This is a genomic window from Streptomyces justiciae (assembly GCF_015163075.1).
GTDB classification, from domain to species: domain Bacteria; phylum Actinomycetota; class Actinomycetes; order Streptomycetales; family Streptomycetaceae; genus Streptomyces; species Streptomyces justiciae.
The window spans coordinates 201,931-226,220 of the sequence record NZ_JADDXU010000001.1; the positions used below are offsets into that span (position 1 = coordinate 201,931).

21 protein-coding genes and 1 pseudogene are annotated in these 24,290 nt (G+C 66.5%); 12 read left to right on the plus strand and 10 right to left on the minus strand.

Features of this window, described 5'->3' with window-relative positions; genetic code table 11:
• Positions 1-34: 34 nt before the first annotated feature.
• The 3 genes from IQ210_RS00940 to IQ210_RS00950 form a co-directional block, all read right to left on the minus strand.
• Positions 35-733 (minus strand): HNH endonuclease, encoded by a 699-nt coding sequence (locus IQ210_RS00940; protein WP_194075681.1) that lies wholly within the window; start codon positions 731-733, stop codon positions 35-37.
• Between the two features lie 660 nt (positions 734-1,393).
• Positions 1,394-2,761, minus strand: a complete 1,368-nt coding sequence (locus IQ210_RS00945; protein WP_194075683.1) for a DNA cytosine methyltransferase — start codon at positions 2,759-2,761, stop codon at positions 1,394-1,396.
• A 234-nt stretch (positions 2,762-2,995) separates the two neighbouring features.
• Positions 2,996-3,685, minus strand: coding sequence for an RNA-binding protein (locus IQ210_RS00950; RefSeq protein ID WP_322656289.1), 690 nt, complete (start codon positions 3,683-3,685; stop codon positions 2,996-2,998).
• Between the two features lie 119 nt (positions 3,686-3,804).
• On the opposite strand from IQ210_RS00950, the gene IQ210_RS00955 reads away from it, so the two are divergent.
• From IQ210_RS00955 to IQ210_RS00965, 3 genes are all read left to right on the plus strand, one after another.
• A complete protein-coding gene (locus tag IQ210_RS00955; RefSeq protein WP_194075685.1) occupies positions 3,805-5,214 on the plus strand; it encodes a ParB N-terminal domain-containing protein in 1,410 nt (469 codons plus the stop codon).
• The gene (locus tag IQ210_RS00960; RefSeq protein WP_194075688.1) at positions 5,214-7,058 is read left to right on the plus strand and encodes a DEAD/DEAH box helicase; all 1,845 of its coding nucleotides are present in this window, start codon (positions 5,214-5,216) and stop codon (positions 7,056-7,058) included. Before IQ210_RS00955 ends, IQ210_RS00960 begins: the two co-directional genes overlap by 1 nt.
• A 208-nt stretch (positions 7,059-7,266) precedes the next feature.
• Positions 7,267-7,899: a protein NO VEIN domain-containing protein gene (locus tag IQ210_RS00965; RefSeq protein ID WP_194075689.1), complete on the plus strand. Its 633-nt coding sequence runs from the start codon at positions 7,267-7,269 to the stop codon at positions 7,897-7,899.
• Here the strand turns inward: IQ210_RS00965 and IQ210_RS00970 are convergent.
• Both IQ210_RS00970 and IQ210_RS00975 read right to left on the minus strand, forming a co-directional pair.
• Entirely contained in the window at positions 7,890-9,893 is a 2,004-nt protein-coding gene (locus IQ210_RS00970) for a GmrSD restriction endonuclease domain-containing protein (protein ID WP_194075691.1), read from the minus strand. The genes IQ210_RS00965 and IQ210_RS00970 overlap by 10 nt on opposite strands.
• A gap of 212 nt (positions 9,894-10,105) precedes the next feature.
• Positions 10,106-10,573, minus strand: coding sequence for a very short patch repair endonuclease (locus tag IQ210_RS00975; RefSeq protein ID WP_194075694.1), 468 nt, complete (start codon positions 10,571-10,573; stop codon positions 10,106-10,108).
• 573 nt (positions 10,574-11,146) lie between these two features.
• Between IQ210_RS00975 and IQ210_RS00980 the strand changes: the two genes are divergently transcribed.
• From IQ210_RS00980 to IQ210_RS00990, 3 genes are all read left to right on the plus strand, one after another.
• The gene (locus IQ210_RS00980; RefSeq protein ID WP_322656290.1) at positions 11,147-12,559 is read left to right on the plus strand and encodes an HNH endonuclease signature motif containing protein; all 1,413 of its coding nucleotides are present in this window, start codon (positions 11,147-11,149) and stop codon (positions 12,557-12,559) included.
• A gap of 127 nt (positions 12,560-12,686) precedes the next feature.
• Complete coding sequence (locus IQ210_RS00985) at positions 12,687-13,001, plus strand: hypothetical protein (protein WP_194075698.1); 315 nt, start codon at positions 12,687-12,689, stop codon at positions 12,999-13,001.
• Positions 13,002-13,118: 117 nt separating this feature from the next.
• Entirely contained in the window at positions 13,119-13,745 is a 627-nt protein-coding gene (locus IQ210_RS00990; protein WP_194075701.1) for a TOPRIM nucleotidyl transferase/hydrolase domain-containing protein, read from the plus strand.
• Between the two features lie 87 nt (positions 13,746-13,832).
• Here IQ210_RS00990 and IQ210_RS00995 read toward each other — a convergent pair whose 3' ends face one another.
• Both IQ210_RS00995 and IQ210_RS01000 read right to left on the minus strand, forming a co-directional pair.
• Positions 13,833-14,852 (minus strand): SEC-C domain-containing protein, encoded by a 1,020-nt coding sequence (locus IQ210_RS00995; protein ID WP_194075703.1) that lies wholly within the window; start codon positions 14,850-14,852, stop codon positions 13,833-13,835.
• 89 nt (positions 14,853-14,941) lie between these two features.
• Positions 14,942-16,414 carry a glycoside hydrolase gene (locus IQ210_RS01000; protein WP_194075705.1) on the minus strand — a complete coding sequence of 491 codons (1,473 nt, stop codon included), beginning with the start codon at positions 16,412-16,414 and terminating at the stop codon, positions 14,942-14,944.
• 310 nt (positions 16,415-16,724) lie between these two features.
• Here IQ210_RS01000 and IQ210_RS01005 point away from each other — a divergent pair, with 310 nt between their 5' ends.
• Complete coding sequence (locus IQ210_RS01005; protein WP_194075707.1) at positions 16,725-17,492, plus strand: class E sortase; 768 nt, start codon at positions 16,725-16,727, stop codon at positions 17,490-17,492.
• Positions 17,493-17,608: 116 nt separating this feature from the next.
• On the opposite strand, the gene IQ210_RS01010 is transcribed toward IQ210_RS01005, so the two are convergent.
• A complete protein-coding gene (locus IQ210_RS01010; RefSeq protein ID WP_194075709.1) occupies positions 17,609-17,758 on the minus strand; it encodes an Arc family DNA-binding protein in 150 nt (49 codons plus the stop codon).
• Between the two features lie 28 nt (positions 17,759-17,786).
• Between IQ210_RS01010 and IQ210_RS01015 the strand changes: the two genes are divergently transcribed.
• From IQ210_RS01015 to IQ210_RS01025, 3 genes and pseudogenes are all read left to right on the plus strand, one after another.
• Positions 17,787-19,085, plus strand: coding sequence for an RNA-guided endonuclease InsQ/TnpB family protein (locus IQ210_RS01015; protein ID WP_194075712.1), 1,299 nt, complete (start codon positions 17,787-17,789; stop codon positions 19,083-19,085).
• 48 nt (positions 19,086-19,133) lie between these two features.
• Positions 19,134-19,472: pseudogene (locus tag IQ210_RS01020) on the plus strand (hypothetical protein); the annotation flags it as partial.
• A 130-nt stretch (positions 19,473-19,602) separates the two neighbouring features.
• On the plus strand, positions 19,603-20,460 hold the full coding sequence (locus IQ210_RS01025) for a fumarylacetoacetate hydrolase family protein (RefSeq protein WP_194075714.1): 858 nt from the start codon (positions 19,603-19,605) through the stop codon (positions 20,458-20,460).
• 79 nt (positions 20,461-20,539) lie between these two features.
• Here the strand turns inward: IQ210_RS01025 and IQ210_RS01030 are convergent, their stop codons facing one another.
• Positions 20,540-21,049, minus strand: coding sequence for a heme-degrading domain-containing protein (locus IQ210_RS01030; RefSeq protein WP_194075716.1), 510 nt, complete (start codon positions 21,047-21,049; stop codon positions 20,540-20,542).
• A complete protein-coding gene (locus IQ210_RS01035; protein WP_194075718.1) occupies positions 21,046-22,143 on the minus strand; it encodes a Gfo/Idh/MocA family protein in 1,098 nt (365 codons plus the stop codon). The genes IQ210_RS01030 and IQ210_RS01035 overlap by 4 nt, the downstream gene beginning before the upstream one ends.
• Positions 22,144-22,199: 56 nt before the next feature.
• Here IQ210_RS01035 and IQ210_RS01040 point away from each other — a divergent pair, with 56 nt between their 5' ends.
• Together IQ210_RS01040 and IQ210_RS01045 are read left to right on the plus strand one after the other, a co-directional pair.
• Positions 22,200-23,276: an ROK family transcriptional regulator gene (locus IQ210_RS01040; RefSeq protein WP_194075720.1), complete on the plus strand. Its 1,077-nt coding sequence runs from the start codon at positions 22,200-22,202 to the stop codon at positions 23,274-23,276.
• Between the two features lie 233 nt (positions 23,277-23,509).
• Positions 23,510-24,235 carry a hypothetical protein gene (locus IQ210_RS01045; RefSeq protein WP_194075722.1) on the plus strand — a complete coding sequence of 242 codons (726 nt, stop codon included), beginning with the start codon at positions 23,510-23,512 and terminating at the stop codon, positions 24,233-24,235.
• Positions 24,236-24,290: the final 55 nt, after the last annotated feature.

Consider the following 24,290-nt stretch of genomic DNA (forward strand, 5'->3'; position numbering starts at 1 on the left):
TCCGTAATGCCTGGACGAGCGGAGTTCCTCGGTGCTATTCATCCTCGATCAGTGCTCCCGCGAGTTGCAGCATGACCTCCACCCGCTCGTCACGCCCCAGCCGCAGCCATTCAGCGAAGATCAAGTCGACTTCATCTCGCTCTGGCCTGCCAGCCTGCATGAGTCGGTACAGCCGGCGCTTTTCTTCGCGGCTGCTGAGTCCGGATGCTCGCTCTGCTACTTCCTCTGGTGTGGTCAGCGCCGTTCCCCCGCCCCTGATCCCGGCGTTGCACCGTTGGCACTCCACTCGGAGGTTGGACAGCTCTGTGTCTACTGGTGGCGTCGCGTCGATGATGTGGACGCTGAGTACCGCCCTCAGGTCTTCATCTGGATAGGGCTCGCCTGCTGCCATACCGCATGTTTGGCAGGCGGACCCTGCCCTTTCGATGGCTTCTCGTCGGCGAGCGGCCGAGATCCGCGGCCGGGGAGTCTCCTTTGGCTGCTCCCCTAGATCGATACGGGTTCCGATCCTTGTCAGTCGGTACTCGTCAGGCTGGAGGTGCGGATCGGTCTTGTAGTTGTCGATCTTCCAGCCCAGCTCACGCAGGTCGCGCATGCGGCGATCCGCCTGGGCGACGCCAGGGACCCCCTCGAAAAGCTGGAGCTTGGTGAAGAGGTTGCCTTCTCCGACTGCTGCCAGAAACTCGGCGACCTTCACTTTTGATGACCGCCGCACGGGGCGCTCGTCTGTCATCGCTTCCCTCCTGTCCGGCGCTTCTGATGCGCTGCCGTCGACTCTCGTAGCGGTGACGGCTCGGACTAGTGTACCGTCGGCGTCACCCGATTGGGTGCCGTCAGCGTTCGGCAACGTTCGGCAGAAACGCCACTGCGATCTGTGGAGGCCAACCCACACCTGGACTCAAAGGGAGCGCTAGATCGGCTGCCCAGGCATCCATGAACCGCGCCTTTCAGCTGGAGGCACGGCAATGAGGCTTCCACGCCGACGGGAGCGTTCCCCGTTTATACGGCCCTCGGGCCGGAGAGGAGACCGGTCTTGAAGCTGGTGCGCTGGCTTAGGGATCGGTGGAAGGACCAAGCGCGACCGCTCGTATCGTCCGCGCGCGTCTCGGCGGGGTGCGAAGCATTCCTCGTGATCGCGTGGATCTGCGAGCACTGTCTCTGGTCTTGATATGCGTGTGCCCCGACTGAGTCATCAGCCAGGGCACACACCACCGAAGCCAGGAGCTCCGTCCTCGCACCCCGCGGATAGCAGCCGCGGGAGGACGGAGCCTCTGGTCGCTGTCGGCGCTGCGCCACCTCTACGAGGTGCGGGCACCTAGCACGACAGTAGCAATTGAGCCGCCATGATGGGGAGGCTGATGGCTGCGAGGGGCAGCGACAGCCCGCCGCTGACCTAGCTGATCTTGGCCCTGTGCTGAGTAAACAGATCGTGCCGCTGATGGTCGTCCTGACCAGTGAACGCCTTGAACTCGCCCAGGCTGTATGCGATGACGCCATTTGACCTGGCCGTCATCGTTACCGTGAAGTCGTGACCCAGGTGGTTCAAGCGCCGCTCAACATCCGGCTGCTCAAGGAAAGTGCCACCCTTGGCGAGCTTCTCAATGATCTGGTCGACAGTCAGGGCACGGTTAGAACCACGGAGCAGTTTGTACACGGGGTCCAAAATCCGGTCAGTGCTCTCCAGAAGGGTCCGACGCTCACCCTCCTGATGGATGGCTTTCCGGATGGCTACCCCCAGAGCCTTGGCGACCGGGGGAGGGAATGCGTTGCCGATCTGCCGGTACACGGAGGTCTTGCGTCCGTGGAATTTCCAGCGGAATTCGTAGCTTGCAGGCGAAGCGCTGCCCTCAAGAGGCTCGAAGTCGTGCCATCCCTGGATTCGGGCAACCATGGCAGTAGTCAGTTTTGGTCCTGGGACGCCTTCTGGGGCTCGCCACCCCTCTGATGGGGCCTCGTTGGCCACGCCCATGGCGTCCACACCGAGGGCCTCCCACGCCCGCTTGGCCCTTGTAGGGCCGAGGTCAGCCCCACCATGTTTCTTGGAACCGCCGACAATCGTCGGAGCGATGCCATCGGCTCTCTTGACCCAGTCATTGACCTGGTCTTCTTCCCAGCCATTGCTGGCCATGAGGTCACGGAGCAGCTCTCCCACTGAGGGCGGCTCTTCCTCGCAGGGTGTGGGCCAGTCCCAGTACTCTGCAAACTCTTTTTTGAGGGCAACGAGGACAAAGCGAGGACGGAGCTGGGAGACACCAAACTCGTTGGCTTGGAGGAGTTTCCAGTCACCGATGTAGCCGTGCTCGTGAAGCCGGTCCAAGACATGCTGCCGGTAGGCCGTGAAGCGATTGGCGCTGAGCCCCCGCACGTTTTCTAGCAGGAGCGCCTTCGGTTGAATCTCCCCACAGAGCTCGACCGCCCAAGCAAAAAGATCTCGTTCGTCATTGGCGCCCAACTGCTTGCCTGCGATGCTGAACGGTGGACACGGGACGCCGCCAGCGAGCAAGTCGACGCCCTTGTGTTCTTCGGGCTTCCAGGTGTTGCTGTCGGCAACGTCGCCGATCTTTACAGTCTCTTCCGCCTCTTCTTCGCTGTACCCGAGGACTTCCTGCAAATTGCAACGCAAGGTGTTTGCCGCGTTCGCATCGAGCTCCACTGCGACACGATGACGAAACCCCGCCCGTTCCAGCCCGAGGGTCTGACCTCCCGCGCCCGCGCAGATCTCGACGACTTCGAGCTGCCTGTCGCGCTCCGACGTCGCCATTCGATCTCCTTTCAGGCGCGCTGAGTCAGCGCGGGGCCGAGATTTTTTGCGCTCGGCTCTATCACAGCGGGCACTCGATTGAACACAGCTCCCGCAGCAGCACACTAGTCGTCGATCTTCGCCGACGTCACCCAGTTCGTGCGGCGAGCCGGGCGCGAAGGCGAAGTCTACGGTGGCCCACTGGCCTGCACGAAACACGCCTGGCTCATGGGCCCCGCAGCCGAGTAGGAACGATCAACCTTCAAGCACGGCCCGTACCTCGTCGCGGGCATCGGCCGGCAGGCGGCGGTAGGAATTCCACGCCCGGTCCAGTGCTGTGGAGCCCCGTCGTCCGCGCTCGATCCACCGGAGGAGCCGACGTCGGTCGCTGGGGTCTAGCGCCTGGATATCAGCCACCGCCTCGTCGGCTCGGGCGGGAAGATCGCCACTCCCTGCGCGGCATCGCTTGCATTCAGTGACGAGCAGGGTTCGTTCCCGGCCGTCCGGAAGTACGGTTTCGCGGCGGGTGACGGAGAGCACGCCAGTCTGGTTGGAGTCGTCCACGTAGGCCTCGCCGCCAGAAATTCCGCAAACGCTGCACATGTAGTCGTCGCGGGCCATGACGGCCTGTTTCTCCTTGTTGGAGACGGTCTTCTGCGGTGCCGCAGCGCGGCGGGCCGCCGAGTCCCAGACAGGGACGCCCGCCTTGACGAAGCGCTGGTCCTCAGCCATGAGCCTTGCATCGTCAGCGTTCGTGAAGAGGACCCAGCCGTAGTCGCGAAGATCGCGTATGCGTCGGTCCGCCTGTGAGATCCCCGGGAAGGCTTCGCGCAGCTGCTCCTTGGTGAACGTGTTTCCCTCGCCGACCACTTGGACGAGCCAGAGTGCTCCGCGGACCATGGTTCCGGCCTTGAGCGCAGGATCGTCCCAGACGGGCAGCGTCACTTCTTGCTCCGTTCTCCAAGTGATCGAGATGTTGATTGTCGGCTATGGGCGCACGCTGTGTCAGCGGGTCCTGCCATGATGCTGGGACACACTGCGTCTGGCACTTGGAGGCTCTGGTTATGGCTGTGAAGTTCGGCGTTCCGCCCGAGGGTGAGAAGATTCGCTCGCTGGTGGACGAGCGGCTCAAGCAGGCCATGGCCGACGACGGTGCGAAGATCACCGTGGAGTGGCGTGGTGAGCAGAAGCACCTGCATGTGATCTCCATGCCGGTCGACATGCTCTACTTCAACCCCGACACGCACCGCATCCGCGCGCAGCGCACTCTTGACCCGGAGCGCAATCGGGTTCTAGAGGAAGAGCCTTGGAGCGAACCCGCACAAACGTATCTGCATCACTTGTTGCGTTGCCGACCCTCCAACCCCACCCAGACTGACCCTGATTACCTGGCGCTGCAGGACGAGTTGGACGATGTGGGCCAGAGAGAGCCCGGCATCATCAGCCCAGACGGCATCCTCGTCGACGGGAACACCCGATGTGCCGCGTTGAAGGACCTGGGCATCAAGAACATTCGGGTGGGTGTCCTTCCTGCCGACACGTCTCGTCGCGATATCAACAGCGTTGAACTTGCCCTGCAGTTGCGTCGTGACAAGCGTCGCGAGTACTCGTACATCAACCGCCTCATCGCGATCGAAGACGAGCTTGCGGACGGCCGACGTGAGGAGGACGTGGCCCGAGATTTCAACATCAAGAGGACTACGCTCCAGCAGGACCGCTGGGTTTACCAGCTGATCAAAGATGCGATTGACCGCAGCAAGACGCCGAACGGTGCCGTTCTGCGCCTGGTCGACTTCGAAGATCACCAGGAGAAGCTCCGTGAGCTTCACCGCGACTACACCAAGCTGGCCAAGACTGACCCAGACGCTGCTGAGCAGCTCAAGGAATCCCGTCTGGCCATGGTGGTCCTGAACTATGCGAAGACGACAGTGCGCCTTGCAGAAGCTGACTTCCACAGCCGATACCTCGAAGAGCGCCTGCCCAGCGAACTGCGGCCCGCCACCCAGGAGTCTGCTGCCGTGGCGATTCCAGGCCTGGTTGGTGTAGCGATCCCAGACGCAACCGCTGCAGTCAAGACCACTCGTGCTCTTACAGACGCCCTGTTGCAGGCGAAGGCGGTGGCACAGGCCGGTGACAAGCTGGATGCTGCGGCCGTGGCACAGGCTGACGCTCGCATCAAGACGGCGCGGAAGACCTTCGACGCTGCGGTGAAGCTGGCAGGAGCGAATGCTGAACTCCAGAAGCGTCAGGTGGCTGTCCCGGAGCGCCTCACGGACGCTGCTGACTACGTCAACCAGTGTGCTGCCGAGTTCGCCGAGGCCAAGGCTAAGCGAGCACTCGACGAGGATGCATTTGATGACGCTTTGCTCACGTTGAAGGCCAGTCTTGCCCGCCTAGCTAAGCAAGCGGGGCGCACCTTCAGCTCGCCTGGCAACGGTGTGGCCTGGCTGCTCGACTCCACGCGGGAGAACTGATGGCAGGGCAGTCCCCTGCTCCCAGCCTTGAGATCGGTTTTGGCGAGGGCGTGACCCGCGCGCGGCTTCGAGCCGGGACTGGATATGAGAGCGATCTGCGGCGCCTCGCCCTGCGGTTCCAAAGCAGCGTCCAGCGCTCCCCGGGAACCATGGAAGTCGAGATCGATGATCTCCTGACGAACCTGGTGGCACTCGCTACCTGGCCTGAACCCAGCAGTGTTGCCTGGGATCCACAGCTGGCTGCGCTGGCTACAGACTCCGCCGTCGACGCGCAGACGGTTGCCAAGCGGCTGGATGCCAAAGCTGGCCCAGACGGAGAGGTCGACCCGGACGACGTTGACAGTCTGCTTGGCTCAAGTTGGGTAGCGGATCTCACGGTGTTTCAGCGCCGGGATATCGCAAAACTGCTCTCACTTCGCCACGGCGCCAACTTCTCTGTACCGGGCGCTGGCAAGACCCGTGTGGGCCTCGCCGTGTTCCACTCTTTGCGGCGCAGTAGTGGCATTGAGAGGCTGCTGATCGTCGGTCCGAAGTCCTGCTATGAGTCCTGGAAGTACGAGAACCAGAAGTGCTTGCGCGAACCCTTGAGCATGGACGTGTTCTCCAAAGACGCCGATCCAGGTGCGGACGCGCTCATTGTGAACTACGAGCGCCTGCGCCAGGACGGAGTTGTGAATGAACTCGGCCAATGGCTGGCGGCTCGGCCATCGATGCTGCTGCTAGATGAGGCGCACCGGATGAAGCGCGGTGCCGACGGCACGGACGGAGCTGCCTGCCTCGCCCTGGGGCCCCGCAGCAGACACCGGCTCATCCTTACCGGGACGCCGGCGCCGAACGGTGTGAAGGACTTGGAGAACCTCTTCGGCTTCGTGTGGCCTGGCCATGGCCGCCAGAAGGTAATCCAGGCGGTGGCCGGCGGGGACCTCGCCAAGGCGAGCCAGGTGCTGCGCCCCTTGTTCACGCGCACGACCAAGAGTGAACTCGGGTTGCCACCTGTTTCCACGAGCCTGACTACCGTGCCCATGCCGCCTCTTCATCAAGAGGTCTATGAGGCGCTTGTCGGGCGGTTTTCTGCCCGCGCCTCTGGCTCGGAGAGTGACTTCCTCGCTCTTGGCAAGGTCATCGTCTACATGCTGATGGCAGCGACTAGCCCTGCGCTGCTCGCCGTTGGCACGACGCGGCATGAACCCTTGTCGTACCAGGTGCCGCCACTCTCCGTGCCTGCGGGCACGCCGCTGTTTGAGCTGATGAAGGACCTGCCGAGTTACGAGATGTCGCCGAAGTACCGCGAGGTTCTGGCGATCCTTAGCAGGAATGCTGCCCAGGGACGTAAGACGCTGGTTTGGTCGACCTTTGTACGGAGTCTTAACACGCTGGAGCGCATGCTCAGCGAATTCTCGCCCGCCCTGGTCTACGGCGCGATGGATGATGCGGACCGCGAGGAAGCGATCAATCGATTCCGTTACGATCCCGACTGCATGGTTCTCCTGTCTAACCCAGGAACTCTCGGCGAAGGCATTAGCCTTCACCATCACTGCCACGACGCTGTTTACGTGGATCGGGATTTTGCGGCGGGTCGCTTTCTTCAAAGCCTCGACCGTATTCATCGGCTCGGTCTTGCTCCAGAGACGGAGACACGGATCACGGTCCTTGCTTCAGAAGGAACAATTGACGAAATTGTTGATCAACGGCTCAGTGACAAGCTCAAGTTCATGGGGAGCATCCTCGATGATCCGGCTGTCCAGCAACTGGCTGACCTTGAGGAAGAACCCGCAGTCGGCGGTGGCCTGGACCACCGGGACCTTCAGGCCCTGATGGGACATCTCCGTGCCCGTGCCGCCTGAACCGGTACTGCGTGCGGCTGTCCGCTGGCTGGAGAGGCTCCCTGCCAGCGGAGTCGCGCGGGTCCGCGCGTTGTTCACTACACACGGCGACTTTAGCGACATCACGCCCACTCAGTACGACGCAGCGTATGCCTGGATCCAGGAAACGGGACTCCTTGACGGGGCGAATAGCAAGGTGCCAGTGAGTTGCCGAGTCTTTGATGCAGCGATGGCGCATAGCGGAGTGCCGTGGTTCCGAGACGCCGACCTGCTTATCCGCAGGCCGGATGAACTTCCCGAAGACGCCCTTCGGGCAGCAGAGGCCCTCGGTCTTGCTCCGGACGAGGCCTACGCTCAGGTGGGTACGGTGTGGGGCAAGGTCGATACCGAGGAGCGTTCTCGCATCGGTTCAGCGGGTGAACTTGCGCTCCTTGAGCTGCTGTCGGAATCAGCGGAAGGGAAGGTTGAGCATGTCGCAGCATGGTCCGACGGCTACGGTTACGACATTTTCGTGGACGCTTATCAGCACTCCGCCCACCTGGAAGTGAAGACGACGGTTCGCGTGGGGCGGCTCACGATCTACATATCGCGCAACGAGTACGAGACGATGTTGCGCGACCCGGCTTGGGAACTCGTAACTGTCCGCCTCACTCCAGAGCTGAAAATAACGGGCGTAGCGGCAGTTCCACGAGATTGGATTGCACGCCACGTTCCCTCAGATCGCACAGCACGAGGACGCTGGGAATCATGTCGGCTCGAAGTGCCTCCAGAGGTGCCGGTGCCAGGCATTCCGAGCGTTGTACCGATGCTCACCGAAACCGCGCCAGACGTCCTCAGAGGGCAGCTGGTACATCAGGTCTGAGCTCCAGCGTTTGAGAGCAGGAACTCCTGTGGCTCCGCAGACCATTGATCGTCGTTGGGCTCAGGACACTCCGCCAGGGGCTGTACCCCCTCGAAAGCATCCTTGACCGCAGTACGCCACTCATCGAGTGAACCCCGAATGATGAAAGGGCCTAGGCCGAGTGTCACGCTGCCTTCGTCATCGACGCGAAGCGGAGCTGTCTCGTCGCCAACGGGCACATCACTGGCAATACCGGTGGCGGCAGCGTCGAGCGCTGCTTCAAAGTCAGCTGGGTCAATCCACCCGATCCAGCCTTGGTCGTCAGATTTAGCCTCTGCCACCAGTACGCTCCGGCCGGCTCCCGTATAGCCGACGAGCGCAAGCGATCGCGGAGCGCGGGTCTTGGGTGGTGCGGCGTCCTTAGCCAGGGAATTGGGTCGGAATTCGTCGAAGAGAGCTGTGATCCGTTCGGCTAGAAGTGCTCTCCGGGCCCCCAGGAATTCTCGATAACCTTCGGGATCAAGCACGGTGGGGTCGTTCGGGATTGCATGGGCGACACGGTCACTGGCGCTCACGCTCTGCATGTAGGCAGCTGGTGATCGGCTACCAATGATGTTCTTCGACGTCTGCTCTGAGACGAACACGATGTTCGCAAGTTCGTTGATCTCTGCTGACGAGTACTTGCTGCCGTAGGTCCGCAATTTTGCCGTCGGATGTACAAGGCTGTATTGCGGCTTGCCGGACCCATCGATACCATCGGAAATGGGGCAGCCGTCCCACCAGTCGGTGGCATTCGCGTGAGCTGCCGCAAGATAGCAGAACATCAAGTAGGGACTCTGGTGGTTACGTCCTGCCAAGTCGCTGGCGGTTACGGAAATTCCGCCCTCATAGATTCCCAGGTTAGAAAGCAGAGCGGGCACAGGGTTTTCATTGTCAAGCATCCTGATGTCCTGCGTAAGCGCTGTGTCCGAGGCTCCGCCGTATCGGTTGCGGGCTGTAGCAGCAAGGAACCAATACAGAAGTCCATTGTCCAGTTCCTCGGAGATTACTGTGTCATCTGGCCAACGCCCGTAGTAGTGGATGAGCGGGTGGAGCGCGGCAAGTGAAGGGACCAGAGCCGTAGTCGGGATGAGGAGCCTCTCTTGCAGGAGAGGCACGACGCGGGAAAGCCCGCGCCGGACCTTTTGCCAGCCGGCTTCGACCGATTCCTTGCTGGCAGCGGTCAGCTTGGCGACGGAGGCCAGACGTGTGCCCGTGGTTGACAGGCTCAACGTCAGCGCTTTGATGAGGAAGTTGACGTCGAGGGCACCATACCCGCGCTCAGCCCAATGGGCCGATTCTGCTTCCAGCTGTCCCAGGAATCCGGGTGTGCGTGCGGAAAGTGTCGCGAGCGCGAGGTCTGTGGTCTTGAGTGCACGGCCACCGCTGTTTACTCGGACGAATACGTCGGCGACTTCTTCATATTCGAATTCGTGGAGCACCTCCATGTGGAAGTCGCGTTGAGTGATCTTCTGAAGTGCACTTAGGCGCCGCCCGATTTCAGAGTCGGGAATGGCAAGCCCTGCGCCCTTGAGGTCGCCATGGATTGCAAACACGTCGGAGTCAGGGCCGACGACGTCGTAGACTTTGATCCATTTCTTGTTGCGCCGGGTAGCAGCGCTCTGGTTCTGGAAAGCTTCGGTCTCGATGTTGAAGACAACCTGGGCGTCCGGATGATCAGTGAGCACTCGGAAGAGCGAGGTGAGCCTCTGCTGGCCGTCGAGAAGGTATAGGGGCATGACGCTTGGCAACGCCTGACGGGCACCGATTGCCGCCCCCCGAGTTTCGGTAGGCTGGCCGGTCTTCCAGAAGAGAAGGGAGCCAGCCGGGTATCCGCGATACAGCGACTCGATGAGCCTGGCGACCTGCGATGCCTTCCACACATATCCACGCTGGATCTCGGGGAGCATGATCTCTCCCGCTGCGATCTGCGTGATCAGTGTCCGGACGTCGCGGTTTGTGCGTTCGACGGCCACCTTGCCCCCCAGGGATCTACGCGGGCGCGGCTCGATGGCCGTCTCCGCTGCGCCTCGTTGTGAGCCCAGCCAGACAGCCTCCCCACCGAAGCTGCTAATGCCGCTGAACCCGCTGGAGATAGCGTAGACGAGGGAGAAGGGACTATGGCCTGGGATTCTTACATCGCGGCGGAAGCGGATGGGCTGGGCAACAGCTGCGGCGCGCACCGTTGCTAACGCGAGGCTTCAAGGGGTTGTGTTCTTCTGGCTGCGACCGCCTCGCAGACCTTGAGCGAGCACTCTTCCGCCGACTCGTGTTCCCAGAAGCGGAGTACGAGCCACCCCGCCTCCTTGAGCTGTTGATCTGTGTCGCGATCACGCGCCACGTTGCGCAGTACCTTCTCAGACCAATAGCCAGGATTCGTCTTCGGCGGTACGTAGTGCTCGGGGCAACCATGCCAGTAGCAGCCGTCGATGAAGACGGCCACTTTAGCCGGACGGAACACCATGTCTGCTGTCCGGCGGAGGCCTGGCAGAGGGCGCGCGGCCACGCGGTAGCGAAGTCCTTGGGCATGAACTAGCCGTCGGATCAGCTTCTCGGGCTTTGTGTCACGGCTGCGGATCGCCTGCATGTTGCGACGACGGGCCGCGGACGAGGCCCAGGAACCTTCTGGTGCTTCCCACTCGGGATCTTCGGACACATCGTTGAGCGTAGTACCGGTGGGGAGTCTCGGGTACGTGGGTCCTGTCTGGCTCTGAGGGGAGTACTGGCGCGACAGGCTTGAAGGACCCTAGGCGGGCCTCTCCTTTGCGTGGTTGCCGTTGGGCCGCCCGCTTCTTTTCAGTGTCGTGCTTCCACGGCCCGCCTCAAGGGCGCTTCGCGTCGCCTTCGGCGATGGCCCTTCGGGCCACCCTTGACCCGGGCCGCTCCAGCACGGGTTAGAAGCGCGCGGGCGGCCCGGAAAGACGGGTGGCCGAGGTTAGTCGGCGAGTGCTGTCGGCTGGGCAGTTGGCCGGTGTTGGGCGGGCGCGGGGGCGTCTCGCCTGCACGCCGGGTGGGTTTGGCGGCTTGCGGGTTGGTGGGTGGGCGCGCTGGCGGGGTGGGGGCACGCCGGGTGAGGCTCGGCGACCGCGAGTAGGTGTTCGGCGGTGGTTCACTCGTTCGAGTGGCTGCTCTGACCTGGTGTTATCACTCTGTGTGAGCGACAATGGGGATGTCAGCCTGCTCGGGGGAGCGGGCGTTGCGGCGCGGTGTCGGGATGGGGGTGAGTGCCGTGGCTGAGGTGGAGTTGGTGGCTCTTGGGGGTGTGGAGGGTGGGGGAGGTGTTCGCCGTTCGGGGGTGGCTGCCGGGCCTCTTGATGAATGGGTTGCTTCGCTTCGGGAGCGGTCGCCCAGTGCGGTGACTGCTGGTGAGCTTGGTGCTCTTGAGCCGGAGCTGATGACGGCGCGCGGGCGTATTGATGCGCTTGTGGTGTTGGAGCAGCATCTGGCGTGGTTGCAGGCCAAGCAGGTGGAGGTGTTGGCGGCTGTTGCCGCGCATACGGAGACTCCCGAGGCCGTCATCGTTGAGGCGGGTGGGTGTTTGGAGGACGTCTTTGCTGCTTCCTGGGACGGGGCCGTAGAAGAGGTGGCCTGCGCCCTGCGGTTGGCCAATCAGACGGCTGCGCAGCGGCTGAAGGTGGCTACGTTGTTGGTGGGGCGCCATGGGGCGACTTGTCGGCTGCTGGGCGAGGGACAGATCTCCTATGTGCAGGCCATGGCGGTCGCCGAGCAGTTGGAGGTCTTGGACGACGAGGTGGCTGGGCGGGTTGAGGCCGCCCTCGTCGACAAGATGCCGGGGCAGGCTGCCGGGCAGACTCGGGCCGCGTTGCGTCGGCAGATTCTGCGGGCCGATCCCAAGGGGGCAGAGCAGAGGCATCGGGCGCGGGCGAGCGAGCGGAGGATTCAGCACTATCCGCAGGATGACGGCATGGCGTTGTTCGGGGCAGTGTTGCCCGCTCAGCAGGCTGCGCTCATGGAGCAGGCGGTTGACGTGCGGGCCCGGGGCTATGAGGCCGATGGGCGCAGCTTGGAGCAGAAGCGTGTGGATGCTCTGTTCGATCTTGTGGTCAATCAGCCTGGGGCTTTGCCTTCGGGATCGGCTTCCGAGGCGGCTTCGGTCTCGGGGGACGCTGCGGGTGGGCGGGGTGCTGCGGTGGTGCAGGTGACCGTTCCCATTGATGTGCTTCTCGGTGCCGATGAGGGGCCCGCGGAGCTCAAGGGGTATGGGCCCATCGGAGCCTCGCAGGCGCGGGAGGTGGCCTTTGCGCCGGGGACGGTCTGGCGGCGGTTGTTGATCGAGCCGGCGACCGGGTTGCTCGTCAAGACCGATCCCACCACCTATCGACCCACCGCCGAGACTGAGCGGCAGGTCATCGCCCGGGATCAGTACTGTGCGTTTCCCAGCTGCCGTATGCCTGCTCATCGGTGCGATCTGGATCATGTGGAGCCGTTCGACCATCGGAACCCCGGGCGGGGTGGTCAGACGACGCCGGACAATCTGCAGCCGTTGTGCCGTCGACATCATCGGCTCAAGACACATCACCCGGGGTGGAAGGTCACCCGGGATCCCCACACCGGCGTTGCCACCTGGACCGCGCCGACCGGACATACGTACACCAATGCTCCGCCCGTCTATCGGGAGTGAGGTGTCAGTGAGGGGGCGAGGCGGGGTGGGGCTTCGCCATGTCCTGAGAGCGTCCGCGCGTAGCGAGATCCGGATCTGTATGCAGACACCCTTCCTGGAGTCCGATCAGCCGATGAACACTTCCCACATGCACGCCGCCGAGATCCGTCTCCCCCTTGCCGAAGTCGTGGCGGTCCTGCAGGACCTGAACGAGTTCGTGGTTTCCCTTGATCGGATCGGGTCTCGCCAGGCGTCGGGGACTGCCGATGAGCGCACCGTGGGGGAGTTCGTCGCCGACTGGGATGTTGCTCGGCGGCTGGCTCGGGCGCGACGTGTCATCAGCGTTGCGCTGGACGAGCAGTTGAGCGAGGAGGCGAACGCGGAGATTGATGCCCTCTGCGAGCGCGGGCGGTTCTACGGTGAGGGCGGCGGTCGTGGTGTTGGTGTCGAACCGCGTGAGTAGCGCTGAGATGGGCGCTGGTCGCTTCGGCTGCCGCCCGAATGGGCGGATGGGGCTCGGCGGCCTGCGGGCTGGGGAAATTGCCTCGCTCTGGGGTCGGGGTGGGCTGAGACTCGTCTTATGACTGACATGGGGGCGTTCCGGGACGCGGTCGCCGTATGGGTGGGGGGTGGTGACGGTGGGGCTGTGCGGGAGTTGGCTGGGCTGTTGCCCGTTCGGGTCGTCGTGCTGCTTGAGGGGCTAAGTGATGTTGCCGCCGTCAATGCCCTCGCGGAGCGGCGTGGGCGGGACCTGGAGGCCGAAGGTGTCTGTGTGTTGTCCATGGGTGGGGCCATGAATGTGGGGCGCTATGCGGGGCTGCTTGGGCCCTCCGGGCTGGGGCTTCGGCTTGCGGGGCTGTGTGATGAACGGGAGCGGCCGTACTACCTGCGTGGCTTTGAGCGGGCCGGGGCAGTGGAGCAGGGGATCTTTGTCTGCGCGGCGGATCTTGAGGATGAGCTCATCCGTGCCTTGGGGGTGGCGCGGGTGGGGGAGCTCGTGAGGGAGGAGGGCGAGCTGCGGGCCCTGGAGATCTTTTTGCAGCAGCCTGCGCAGCAGGGGCGGGCTCCGGAGCAGCAGTTCCGGCGTTTTCTCGGTACTAAGAAGGGGCGCAAGATCCGGTACGGGCGCGTTCTCATCGAGGCGCTCGATGACGATCGGGTGCCCGCTCCGCTCGACGGGTTGCTGGCCAGTCTGGGCAGGTTCTGACCTGTGGGTGACGGCCGCCCTCGCCGTGGCCGTGGTGGCGGACCGTCACCCGGGTCAGATTCCGTTACGTCGATTCCGGCGCGGGCCCTATGCCGCTCCCACCCCGTGGCAGTCCCCGTACACCTGCTCCGACCCGCACCAGCACGCCGCCCCCCGCTGCGGCGGCCACGCCACCGCTCGGCCCCGGGCCGCCAGCGTCGTCGCGTACTGCGGCAGCAGCGCGCTGTCCGCCGGGGAGGTTCCCTCTGATGCCGCGAAGGCCTCGTAGGAGGGGACCGTGCCCGTGACGATGCCCAGGTTCGGGGTGCCGGAGGCCGCCAGTTCGCGGAGGGAGGCCTCTATCGTCGCGAGGTGCTCCTCGTGGGAGGGGTACTCCTCCGACAGGGGCGCGTACGCGGTCAGCAGCTCCGTCAGTTCGGCCTTCGGCCAGTGCAGGACCGCCACCGGGAACGGGCGGGACAGGGCCTCGCGGTAGGCGCCGAGCTCTGCTCGTAGGCGGGAGATCTCCGCCGCGAGTTCCGCCGGGTTGTCCGAGCCGAGGGACCAGACGCGCTTGGGGTCGTGCAGTTCGTCCAGCGGGACCGGGGACGTGTGGAGGGTGTCCGCCAGTACGTCCCAGTCGTCGTGCGGGGCGCCCAGCATCCTGCGGACCCGGTGGCGGCCGAAGAGCAGGGGGTGGGTTGAGTACGGGGGCTCCGGCACGTCCGTCAGGAGGAGGCGGGCGCCCTCCGTGAACGTCTCCTGGGCCTGCTCCAGCTCGTCGTGGGCTTCGAGGGCCTCCGCCACGATCACCCACGGTGCCGGGTCCCGGGGGGACGCCGCGCGGACGCCGGTAATGATGGCCCTGGCCTCGGCCTCGTGGCCGTACTCCCACAGGTTCGAGGCCTTGAGGGCGCGTACCAGATGCGGGTTCTCCAGCGAGGCGGACGAGGACAGCAGGCGGTCGTAGAGCGTGGTCGCCGCGGGGCGGTCGCCGGACAGTTCCAGGTGGGCGGCGGCCTGCAGGAGCAGGGGCTCGGCGTCCTCGGGATACAGGCCGGCGGTTCGCTCCAGGCGTGCCGCTTCGGCGGTGTGGTCGACGTTCTCGGCAGGCGTGTCGGGGCGCATGAGGGACACCGTACTGCCGAGCGGTGACGGGGGAGAGATATCTGCAGGCCAGGGCCCGCCCCGGAACCCTGGCCCGCCTCACGCGGTCGCTAGATCGTCACCCCGTCGATCTGGATCGTCTGCACCGCCTTCGCGGCGAAGGGCACGGCCACCGTCTTCCCGCTCAGGTACGTGTTGGAGTACGACGCGTACTTGTCGCCGCCCGTCGTCACCGTGTTCCAGCGCGGGACCAGGCCGCCCGAGCCGCCCGTCACCGTGGTGAAGCGGGAGAGGTCGAAGGTCAGGGTCTGGGCCGAGGTCGAGGTGTTGAGGGCGACGATGACCAGGCGCTTCGCCGTCGCGTCGTACGCCGCCGTCGCATAGCTGACGCCGGTGTCGAGGATCTTCATCCCCGGGCGGATGTGGCGGCTGAACTGGGCCATCACGTAGTACTTCGTCTGGACCGTCGTCGGCTGCAGGGTGCTCGCGTCGTACGCGATCATCGCCCAGCCGGTGGACGGGTCCATGACCTGCCAGTACACCCAGGCCGTCGGGTGCAGCCAGCGGAAGTCGTAGAGGAGGTTGAAGGCCAGGTTGTAGCCGGTGCCGTCGCTGTCGCCGGTCTCCGAGTTCCACAGCTTCTTGCCGGCGGTCGTGACGACGTCCGTGTAGAGCAGGTCGCGGCGGCCGCCCGAGCCCTGGTAGCCGTGGACGTTGACCTGGTCGACGTAGCCCTTCGTCGTGGAGCTGAAGGAGTTCCAGGTGGTGCGGGCGAGGTCGTAGCTCGTCTCGTCCGAGGAGGAGATCTTCACGCCGGTGAGGCCCCGGCTGTTCAACTCGCTGCGCATGTACGGCAGTACGGCCGCCTGGACCGTCGCGTCCATGTGGCAGCCCTCCTGCGTGCCGGTCGCCGTCCACCAGGACGACGAGGGCTCGTTGAAGGGGTCCACCGTCGCGAAGTTCACGCCCCAGTTGTTCTTGGCGTACAGGGCGACCGAGGCGAGGTGGGAGGCGTGCTGGCGGTAGTTCCAGGACTGGAGGTTGTTGCCGCCGTCCGAGGCGCCCGAGGGGTTGTGGTTCAGACACATCCACCACATGGGGGAGTTGGCGAAAAGCTCGGTGGTCGCGCCGCGGGCCACCGCCTTCGTCAGCATCGCGCGCTGGGTGGCGTCCGCGGTCCAGTCCCAGGCGGAGGATGTGGGACTCTCGTTGTTCCAGTCCTGCCAGTAGCCCTCGATCTGCTTGAACGCGGGGATGTTGGGGGACGCGACCATCGACGACCCGTTCACCGTGTTCCAGCTGCACGCGCCCAGGTTGTAGCGGGCGATGTTCAGGCCGAGGCCGGGGAGCGAAGTGCCGCTGTACGTCGTCGACTTGGTGGTGAAGAAGATGTCGGCGAAGTCGTCCCGGGCGCCGAAGACATTGGCCCACCAGGCCAGCGAGGTGCCCCAGCCCTCCCAAGTGCCGTACGACGTGCCGGGGTTGACGGCGATCGTGGCGTCCGCCCGCGCGGTGCCGGTCGCCAGGGCGCTGCCGAGGAGGGTTCCTCCCGCGGCTGTCAGCAGCGTTCTGCGTCGGATCATGGCTGTCTTTCCGCCTCTCCGTGGGGCCGGGTTCCTGCCCCTGAGCAGGAGTTGGCCTGAAGACGTAGTGGCTCGCACCTCTCGCCCCCCGCGCGCCATCACGAAGCATCAGGGGTGACGTGTGGGGTTGTCGAGAGGTGAGACAGCGCTTTCTTTCTATCGGGCTTTCTATTTCTCCAATGGTTATGACAAGGGGTAGCGGTGGGGGTGAGGTGCCGGTGTGTCTGGTCACTTGCGGGAGCAGCGCCTATCGTGCGGGCCCGGTCCGGGTCGGGTGGGCGACCGGGCGGGCGAGCGGGCAGGTGGGTGCATGCGCATTCCCGTCGTACGGCACGACACCCGGCGTCGGCGTGCCCGACGGCGGCGGGCGGTGTGGGCCGGGGGTGAACTCCTCGTCACCGTAGGAGTGGTGCTGCTGCTCCTCGTCGTCCACCAGCTGTGGTGGACCAACCGGGAGGCGCGGCGCGGCGCCGAGCGGAAGGTGGAGGCGCTGGAACGGGAATGGGGGACCGGGACGCCGACCCCACCTCCCAGCGATGCGCCCGCGGATGAGGCCGAGGGCTCGGGAGAGCAGCAGACCCCCACGACCCGCCGACAGCCCACCACCCGCCCCCCGCAACCCAGTTGGTCCCAGGCCTACGCCATCCTCACCATCCCCCGCCTTCACCTCCGCGTCCCCGTCGCCGAGGGTGTCGGCAAGCAGGAGGTGCTCAACAAGGGGTACGTCGGCCACTACCCCGGCACCCAACAGCCGGGCCAGGCCGGGAACTTCGCGCTCGCGGGGCACCGGAACACGCACGGGGAGCCGTTCCGGTACATCAACCGGCTGGCCAAGGGGGACACGGTCCAGGTGGAGACGCGGAGCGCGGTCTACTCGTACGCCGTCGACAAGACCCTCGCCCAGACCTCGGCCCGTGACTCGGGCGTCCTGAACCGTGTCCCGCGCTCCACGGTCCGTACCGCGTACGGCTACTCCGAACCCGGCTACTACCTCACCCTCACCACCTGCACCCCGGAGTACACGTCCCGGTACCGGCTGGTGGTGTGGGCCAAGCTGACCTCGATGCGCCCTCGCTGACGCGGGCCCTACGCCCGCTCCCGCAGCACCCCCAACAACACCGCCGTCACGGCCAGCTCCGCCGACACGACCATCGCGATGTCCGTCGTAGCGGGGCAAGGAAAGACCAAGCGCCGTCAAGGCGATTGATCGTCCCTCTTCACGGTGGTGAGGGCGACCTCAAGCATGTACAGGATCTCGGAGTTGAGGGACCGCCGATCGGTCTCTGCTTGCGCGACCAGCCGTGCGTGAAGTTCATCAGGGATGCGAACCGTAACTTTGACCATGCCGCCATCATGCCACTACAGTGGTGGCATGTCACGTTTCCGGATGTACCCGACGCCTGTGCAGGAGCGGCAGATGCTGCTGCACTGCGCGCACGCCCGGTACGTCTGGAACCTCGCCGTCGAGCAGCACGCGCACTGGCGCAGATGGCGCAAGTCCGCGCCCGGTTTCGCGGAGCAGTGCCGCCAGCTCACCGAAGCCCGACGCGACAACGAATGGCTCGGCGCTGGGAACGCCGACGTGCAGCAGCAGGCACTCAAGGACTTCGCCAAGGCCAAGAACGCCCGCTTCGCCTCCGGATTCGGCGAGCCGACATGGCGTAAGAAGTACCGGCACGAGGGCTTTAGAGTCATCGGCACCGACCGTGTGCCCGAGTGCAACGAGGACGGCACGCCGAAGCTGAACACGAAGACCGGCAAGCAGGTCATGGGCCGGTCCGTCGTCGTGCACAGGCTCAACCGCAGGTGGGCCCAGGTCAAGGTGCCTGGCTGCGGCTGGGTGCGATTCCGCCTCAGTGTGAGGGGCAAGTGCGCCCGGCTGCCCGACGCGAAAACGTTCCGGGTCACCTTCCGCAACGGTCAGTGGCATGTGGCGTTCGCCGTCATCCCCGAGCCGACCCCGGCCCCGGGTACGGGCGGGGTCATCGGCATCGACCGGGGTGTGAAGATCACGGCCGCGCTGTCGGACGGCCGCACCCTCAACTGCCCTCAGCTCACCACCCGCGAACGCGCCCAGATTCGCAAGCGCCAGCGGCGGGCGGCACGCGCACCCAAGGGCAGCGAGACCAAGACCGCCGAATACGCAAAGGCTGCGAAACTCAAGGCCCGGGAGGCGAACCGGCGCAAGGACTGGTGCGAGAAGACCAGCACCATGCTCGCCACGTCGTACGGCCTGATCCGGTTCGAGAGGCTGAACATCAAGAACATGACCCGCTCGGCCAAGGGCACGATCGCCGAGCCGGGCACGCGGGTCGCCCAGAAGGCCGGCATGAACCGAGCCATCCTCGCCCAAGGCTGGGGCCTGCTGCGCCAGCGCACCGAACACAAAGCCCCCGGCCGGGTCGAAGACGTACCCGCCCCGTACACCAGTCTGCGGTGCAGTAACTGCGGATGGATCGACAAGAACTCGCGCAAGAGCCAAGCCGAGTTCGAGTGCTCCTCCTGCGGCTTCACCTGCAACGCGGACACCAACGCGAGTACCAATGTCGCGGCAGGACAGGGCGGGATCCCTCGCCCCCGGCGATCAGCCGGTGCCGGAGGGACGACATCCCGCAAGGGGTCGAGCGTCCGTGAACCTCAGTCCAAATGGGCTGGAATCCCCCTCTTTTAAGAGGGGGAGGATGTCAACTGTTCTCCAACACCACGAACCGAACCCCCGCTGCTGACCCATGAACTCTTCGCCGCGCCCCTCGGCGGCCGCTGGTCCGACGCGCTCGGTGACGGCGGGATGCTCGGGGGCGCGGGGCTGGTGTACGCAGCCCTCTTCGCGCTCGTCGCGGTCGTCGCCGCTTTCAACTACCGGCGTGCCAAGCGCACCATGCCGGTCCCGGTCACCGATGGGGAGGCCGTACCCGGCATGGGGGCGATGACCAAGGTCATGCCGTTCATGTCCTTCTTCACGCTCTTCACCGTGGCGGTGGTGCCGCTGGCCGCCGCGCTCTACGTCGTGACCAGTACGACCTGGAGCGCGGTGGAGCGGGCCTTCCTGTACCGCTGAGCCCCGGCGGGCGGGCGGTCCAGTCCGTGAACCGGGTATTGCGGACTGGACGCCGACCTTGGAGGATCGACCAGTCATCCGATGGCTGCACCCGTCGGAGGGCGCCCCGCGATCGAGGGAGATTGTGATCATGAAGCTGCTGCGAGTCGGTACGGCGGGAGCGGAGACGCCCGCGCTGCTCGACGGCGAGGGTGTCCTGCGGGACCTCTCCGGTGTCGTCCCCGACCTCGACGGAGCACTGCTCGCCGACGCCGACGCGCTGGGCCGGATCCGGGCCGCGGCCGAGGCGGGCACGCTGCCCGCGCTGGACCCGACCGGGCTGCGGATCGGACCGCCGCTCGCCCGCATCGGCAAGGTCGTCTGCATCGGCCTGAACTACCACGACCACGCCCGCGAGACCGGCGCCCAGCCGCCCGCCGAGCCGGTGATCTTCTTCAAGGCCGCCGACACGGTCGTGGGCCCGAACGACACGGTGCTCGTCCCTCGCGGGTCGGTGCAGACCGACTGGGAGGTCGAGCTGGCGGTCGTCATCGGACGTACGGCCCGCTATGTCGAGTCGGCGGAGGCGGCGCTCTCGCATGTCGCCGGGTACGCGGTGTCGCACGACGTGTCCGAGCGGGAGTTCCAGCTGGAGCGCGGCGGGACGTGGGACAAGGGCAAGAACTGCGAGACGTTCAATCCGCTGGGGCCGTGGCTGGTGACGGCGGACGAGGTGCCTGACCCGCAGAACCTGTCGTTGAAGCTGTGGGTCAACGGGGAGTTGAAGCAGGACGGTACGACGGCCGAGCAGATCTTCCCGGTGGCGGAAGTGGTGCGGTACGTCAGCCAGTTCATGACCTTGTACCCCGGGGATGTCATCAACACGGGGACGCCCGCGGGGGTTGCGTTGGGGGCGCCTGAGCCGAAGCCGTTCCTGCGGGCGGGGGATGTGGTGGAGCTGGAGATCGAGGGGCTTGGTCGTCAGCGGCAGGAGTTGAAGGACGCCTGAGGGGTGGGGCGCGGGGTTTGTGCGGCGGCTGCGGGTGGTTCGTGGTTGCTCGCGCAGTTCCCCGCGCCCCTGGGGGCAGCTACTGATCCTTGCTCAGGAACTCCTCCAGCGCCTCCACCACGAGCTTGTGGTCCTGCAACTGCGGCAAACCGCTCACCGTCACCGATCCGATGACCCCTGCGCCCTCCACCGTGATCGGGAACGAACCCCCGTGGGCCGCGTACTCGTCCGGGTCCAGGCGAGAGCTCTCCTCGAAGGTCGTGCCCTTGGCGCGGAAGCGGGCGCCCACCAGGTAGGACGCGGAACCGTAGCGTTCGACCACCCGGCGCTTGCGGTTGATCCAGGCGTCGTTGTCGGGGGCGGAGCCCGGCAGGGCGGCGTGGAAGAGCTGTTGGCCGGCCCGGTGGATGTCGATCGCCACCGGGGCCTGGCGCTCGCGGGCCAGGTCCACCAGCAGGGAGCCCAGCGCCCAGGCGTCGTCATGGGTGAACCGGCGGAAGACCAGACGGCGTTCCTGGGCCTCCAACTCCTCGATCGGCGGGGTCAGTTCCGGATGGAACTTCGGGGTCAGCTCGGTGTTGTGGGTCACAGCTTCACCACCACTCCGTCGTGGGCCGAACGGCGGGCCGCCTCCAGTACGTCGAGGGCGGCGGCCGCCTGAGTCGCGGTCACCGGGTTGGGACCGCCGTCGAGCAGGGCTTTCGCCACGGCCGCATAGTAAGCGGGGTAGTCCCCGGCGAGGGTCGGTTCGGCGCGTCCGCCGCCGGTCACCGGGGATTCCCCGGCGCCGACGCGACCCCACATCGACTCGGGTTCGAGACCCCAGTCCTCGTCGGTCCCCGGCCGCTTGCCGTCCCGCAGAGCCGACTCCTGGGGGTCGAGGCCGTACTTCACGTACCCCGCCTCGGAGCCCAGCACCCGGAAGCGCGGGCCGAGTTGGGCGGTGGTCGCGGAGACGTAGAGGTGGGAGCGGACGCCGTTCGCGTGGGTGAGGGCGATGAACGTGTCGTCGTCGACGGAGGCGCCGGCCCGCCGGATGTCCGCCTCGGCGTACACGGAGGTCACGGGGCCGAAGAGGACGAGCGCCTGGTCGACGACATGGCTGCCGAGGTCGTACAGCAGACCTCCGATCTCTGCCGGGTCGCCGGACTCCCGCCAGCCGCCCTTCGGCTGCGGCCGCCACCGCTCGAAGCGCGACTCGAAGCGCCATACGTCGCCCAGGGCGCCCTCGGCGAGCAGCTTGCGGAGCGTCAGGAAGTCGTTGTCCCAACGGCGGTTCTGGAAGACGGAGAGGAGCAGGCCCCGCTCTTCGGCGAGGGCCGCCAGCTCGCGCGCCTCGGCCGCGGTGCCGGCGACGGGCTTGTCGACGACGACCGGGAGGCCGGCCTTCAGGGCGGTCGTGGCGAGCTGGACGTGCGTCTTGTTGGGGGACGCGATGACGATCAGGTCGAGGTCGGCGGCCCGTTGCTCGAACAGCTCGTCGGGGGTCGCGGCGACGCGTACGTCCGGGAACTCGGCGCGGGCCTGCTCCTGGCGCTCGGGGTTCGAGGTGACCACCGTGTCGAGGGCGAGGCCCGCGGTGGCCGCGATCAGCGGGGCGTGGAAGACGGAGCCGGCGAGGCCGTATCCGATGAGGCCCACGCGGAGGGGGGCCTCGGGGATGCCAGGAGTCGTACCAGTCATGACCCCCACTTTCGCAACGCTGTTGCCAAAGTGCAAGCACAGGCGACAATGGGGGCGTGAACAGGACGAACGTCGGCGCCAACCTCCCGGCTCTGCGCAGCCACAACACCGCACTGGTGCTGGACCTGCTGCGCACCGCCGGTGGCGACGGCATCAGTCGGCTGGAGCTCGCCGAGCGCACCGGGCTGACCCCGCAGGCCGTCAGCAAGATCACCGGGCGGCTGCGGGAGGAGGGCCTCGCGGCGGAGGCGGGTCGCCGCGCGTCCACCGGGGGCAAGCCGCGCACGGTGCTGCGGCTGGTGCCGGAGGCCGGGCATGCGATCGGCGTGCATCTGGACCGGGACGAGCTGCGGGCGGTACTGGTCGATCTGGACGGGGCCGTGGTGGGGGAGCGGTGCCTGCCGATGGACCTGGGGGCGGGTGCCGAGGCGGTCGTGGAGGGGGTGGCCCGGGCGGCGGAGGGGCTGGCCGAATCTGTGGCGTCGGTGCTCGGGGTGGGGGTGGCGCTGCCCGGGCCGCTCGACCATGTGCGGGGCGTGCTGCACCGGGTCACGGGGTTTCCGGAATGGGACGGGTTTCCGCTGCGGGACGCGCTCGCGGCGCGGCTTGGGCTGCCGGTCGTCGTGGACAAGGACACCAACGCCGCCGCGCTGGGGCTGGCGGTCGCGGACGAGGGCGCCTCCTTCGCCTACCTGCACCTCGGGACCGGGCTCGGTGCCGGGCTGGTGATCGGCGGGGTCGTGCACCGGGGGGCCAGGACCGGGGCGGGCGAGTTCGGCCATCAGGTGGTCCAGCTGGACGGGCCGGTGTGCGGGTGCGGCAACCGGGGCTGTATCGAGGCGTTGTGCCTGGGCGCGGTGGGGCGTGGGGACGTGGCGGAGGCGGCGCGGGTGCTGGGGGTCGGGGCCGCGAACCTGGTCGGGCTGCTGGACATCGACCTGGTGCTGCTGGGCGGACGTACGGTCGCCTCGGCGCCGGAGGAGTTCGTGGCCGGGGTACGGGCGGTACTGCGGGAGCGGGCCCGGGGCGAGGAGGCGGTGCCGGTGCGGATCGCTCCCGGCGGGGTGCGCGGGGTGGCGGAGGGCGCGGCCCAGTCGCTGCTGGCACCGCTGTTCGGGAGGGCGGACGGGTGACGCGGCCGGGTCCGAGGCCCGCTTTTCAGGGCGGCGGACGGGTGACGCGGCGGGGTCCGAGGCCCGCTGTTCAGGGCTGCGGGCGGGTGACGCGGCGGGGTCCGAGGCCCGCTTCTCAGGGCTGCGGACGGGTGACCGCGCCGCGCCGCGCGCCCGCCGATCGGGCGGGATTCCCTCTCCGACCGGTGCGGCTCCCCTCGTAAGCCACCCCCACCCGTCATGGTCATGTGTTTATGCGACTGTTCCTGCCTCTCGCCCTCCCCCTCGCCGCGACAGCCGCCCTTCTCCTCGCACCCCCCGCCGCGGCGCACGCCGCCCCCGTCTGCGACAGCCCCGACGACACCCGCGCCTTCCCCCTCACCACCCGCATCCACGGCGGCCCCGCCGCCTACGCACCCGGCGGCGGCTACGGCACCTGGAATCTGGACCTCACCAACACCACCACCCGCACCTGCGCGGGCATCCACCCGGTCGTCGTCCTCGTCGACAAGGAACGCGCCCTCAAGGCCTCGCAGCCCCGCCTGGAGTTCTACGAGGGCGGCGGCCCCCGCCCCGTCCGCTTCGAGACCACCGACGAGGACGAGCTCGTCGGCGCGTTCGGCGGCGCCGGCCTCACCGTGGGCCCCGGCAGGACCGTCACCGTCAAGCTCCGCCTCGCCCTCACCTCGGACGCCGTGCCGAACGAGGTGACCGCCAACGCGGCCGTCGTCCAACGCCATGACGACGACGGCGACTGGGTCGGCCAGTCCAACGACTACCGGTTCGCCATCGCCGACGACGACAACACGGCTACCGCCGCCCCGGAGGACCGGCCGGTGACAGGGGACGAGGACCGCCTCCCGTACGTCGAGGAACTCGCCCGTACCGGCCTCGGCCCGGCGGGCCCCGCCCTCGCCGCCGCCACCGCCGCGCTCCTCGTCGTCGGCGCCGCCCTCCTCGTGGTCCGACGCCGCCGCTGACCGCGGAGGTACCGGGTGATCGACGGGGTCAGGATCACGACTTCCTGACTAGGCT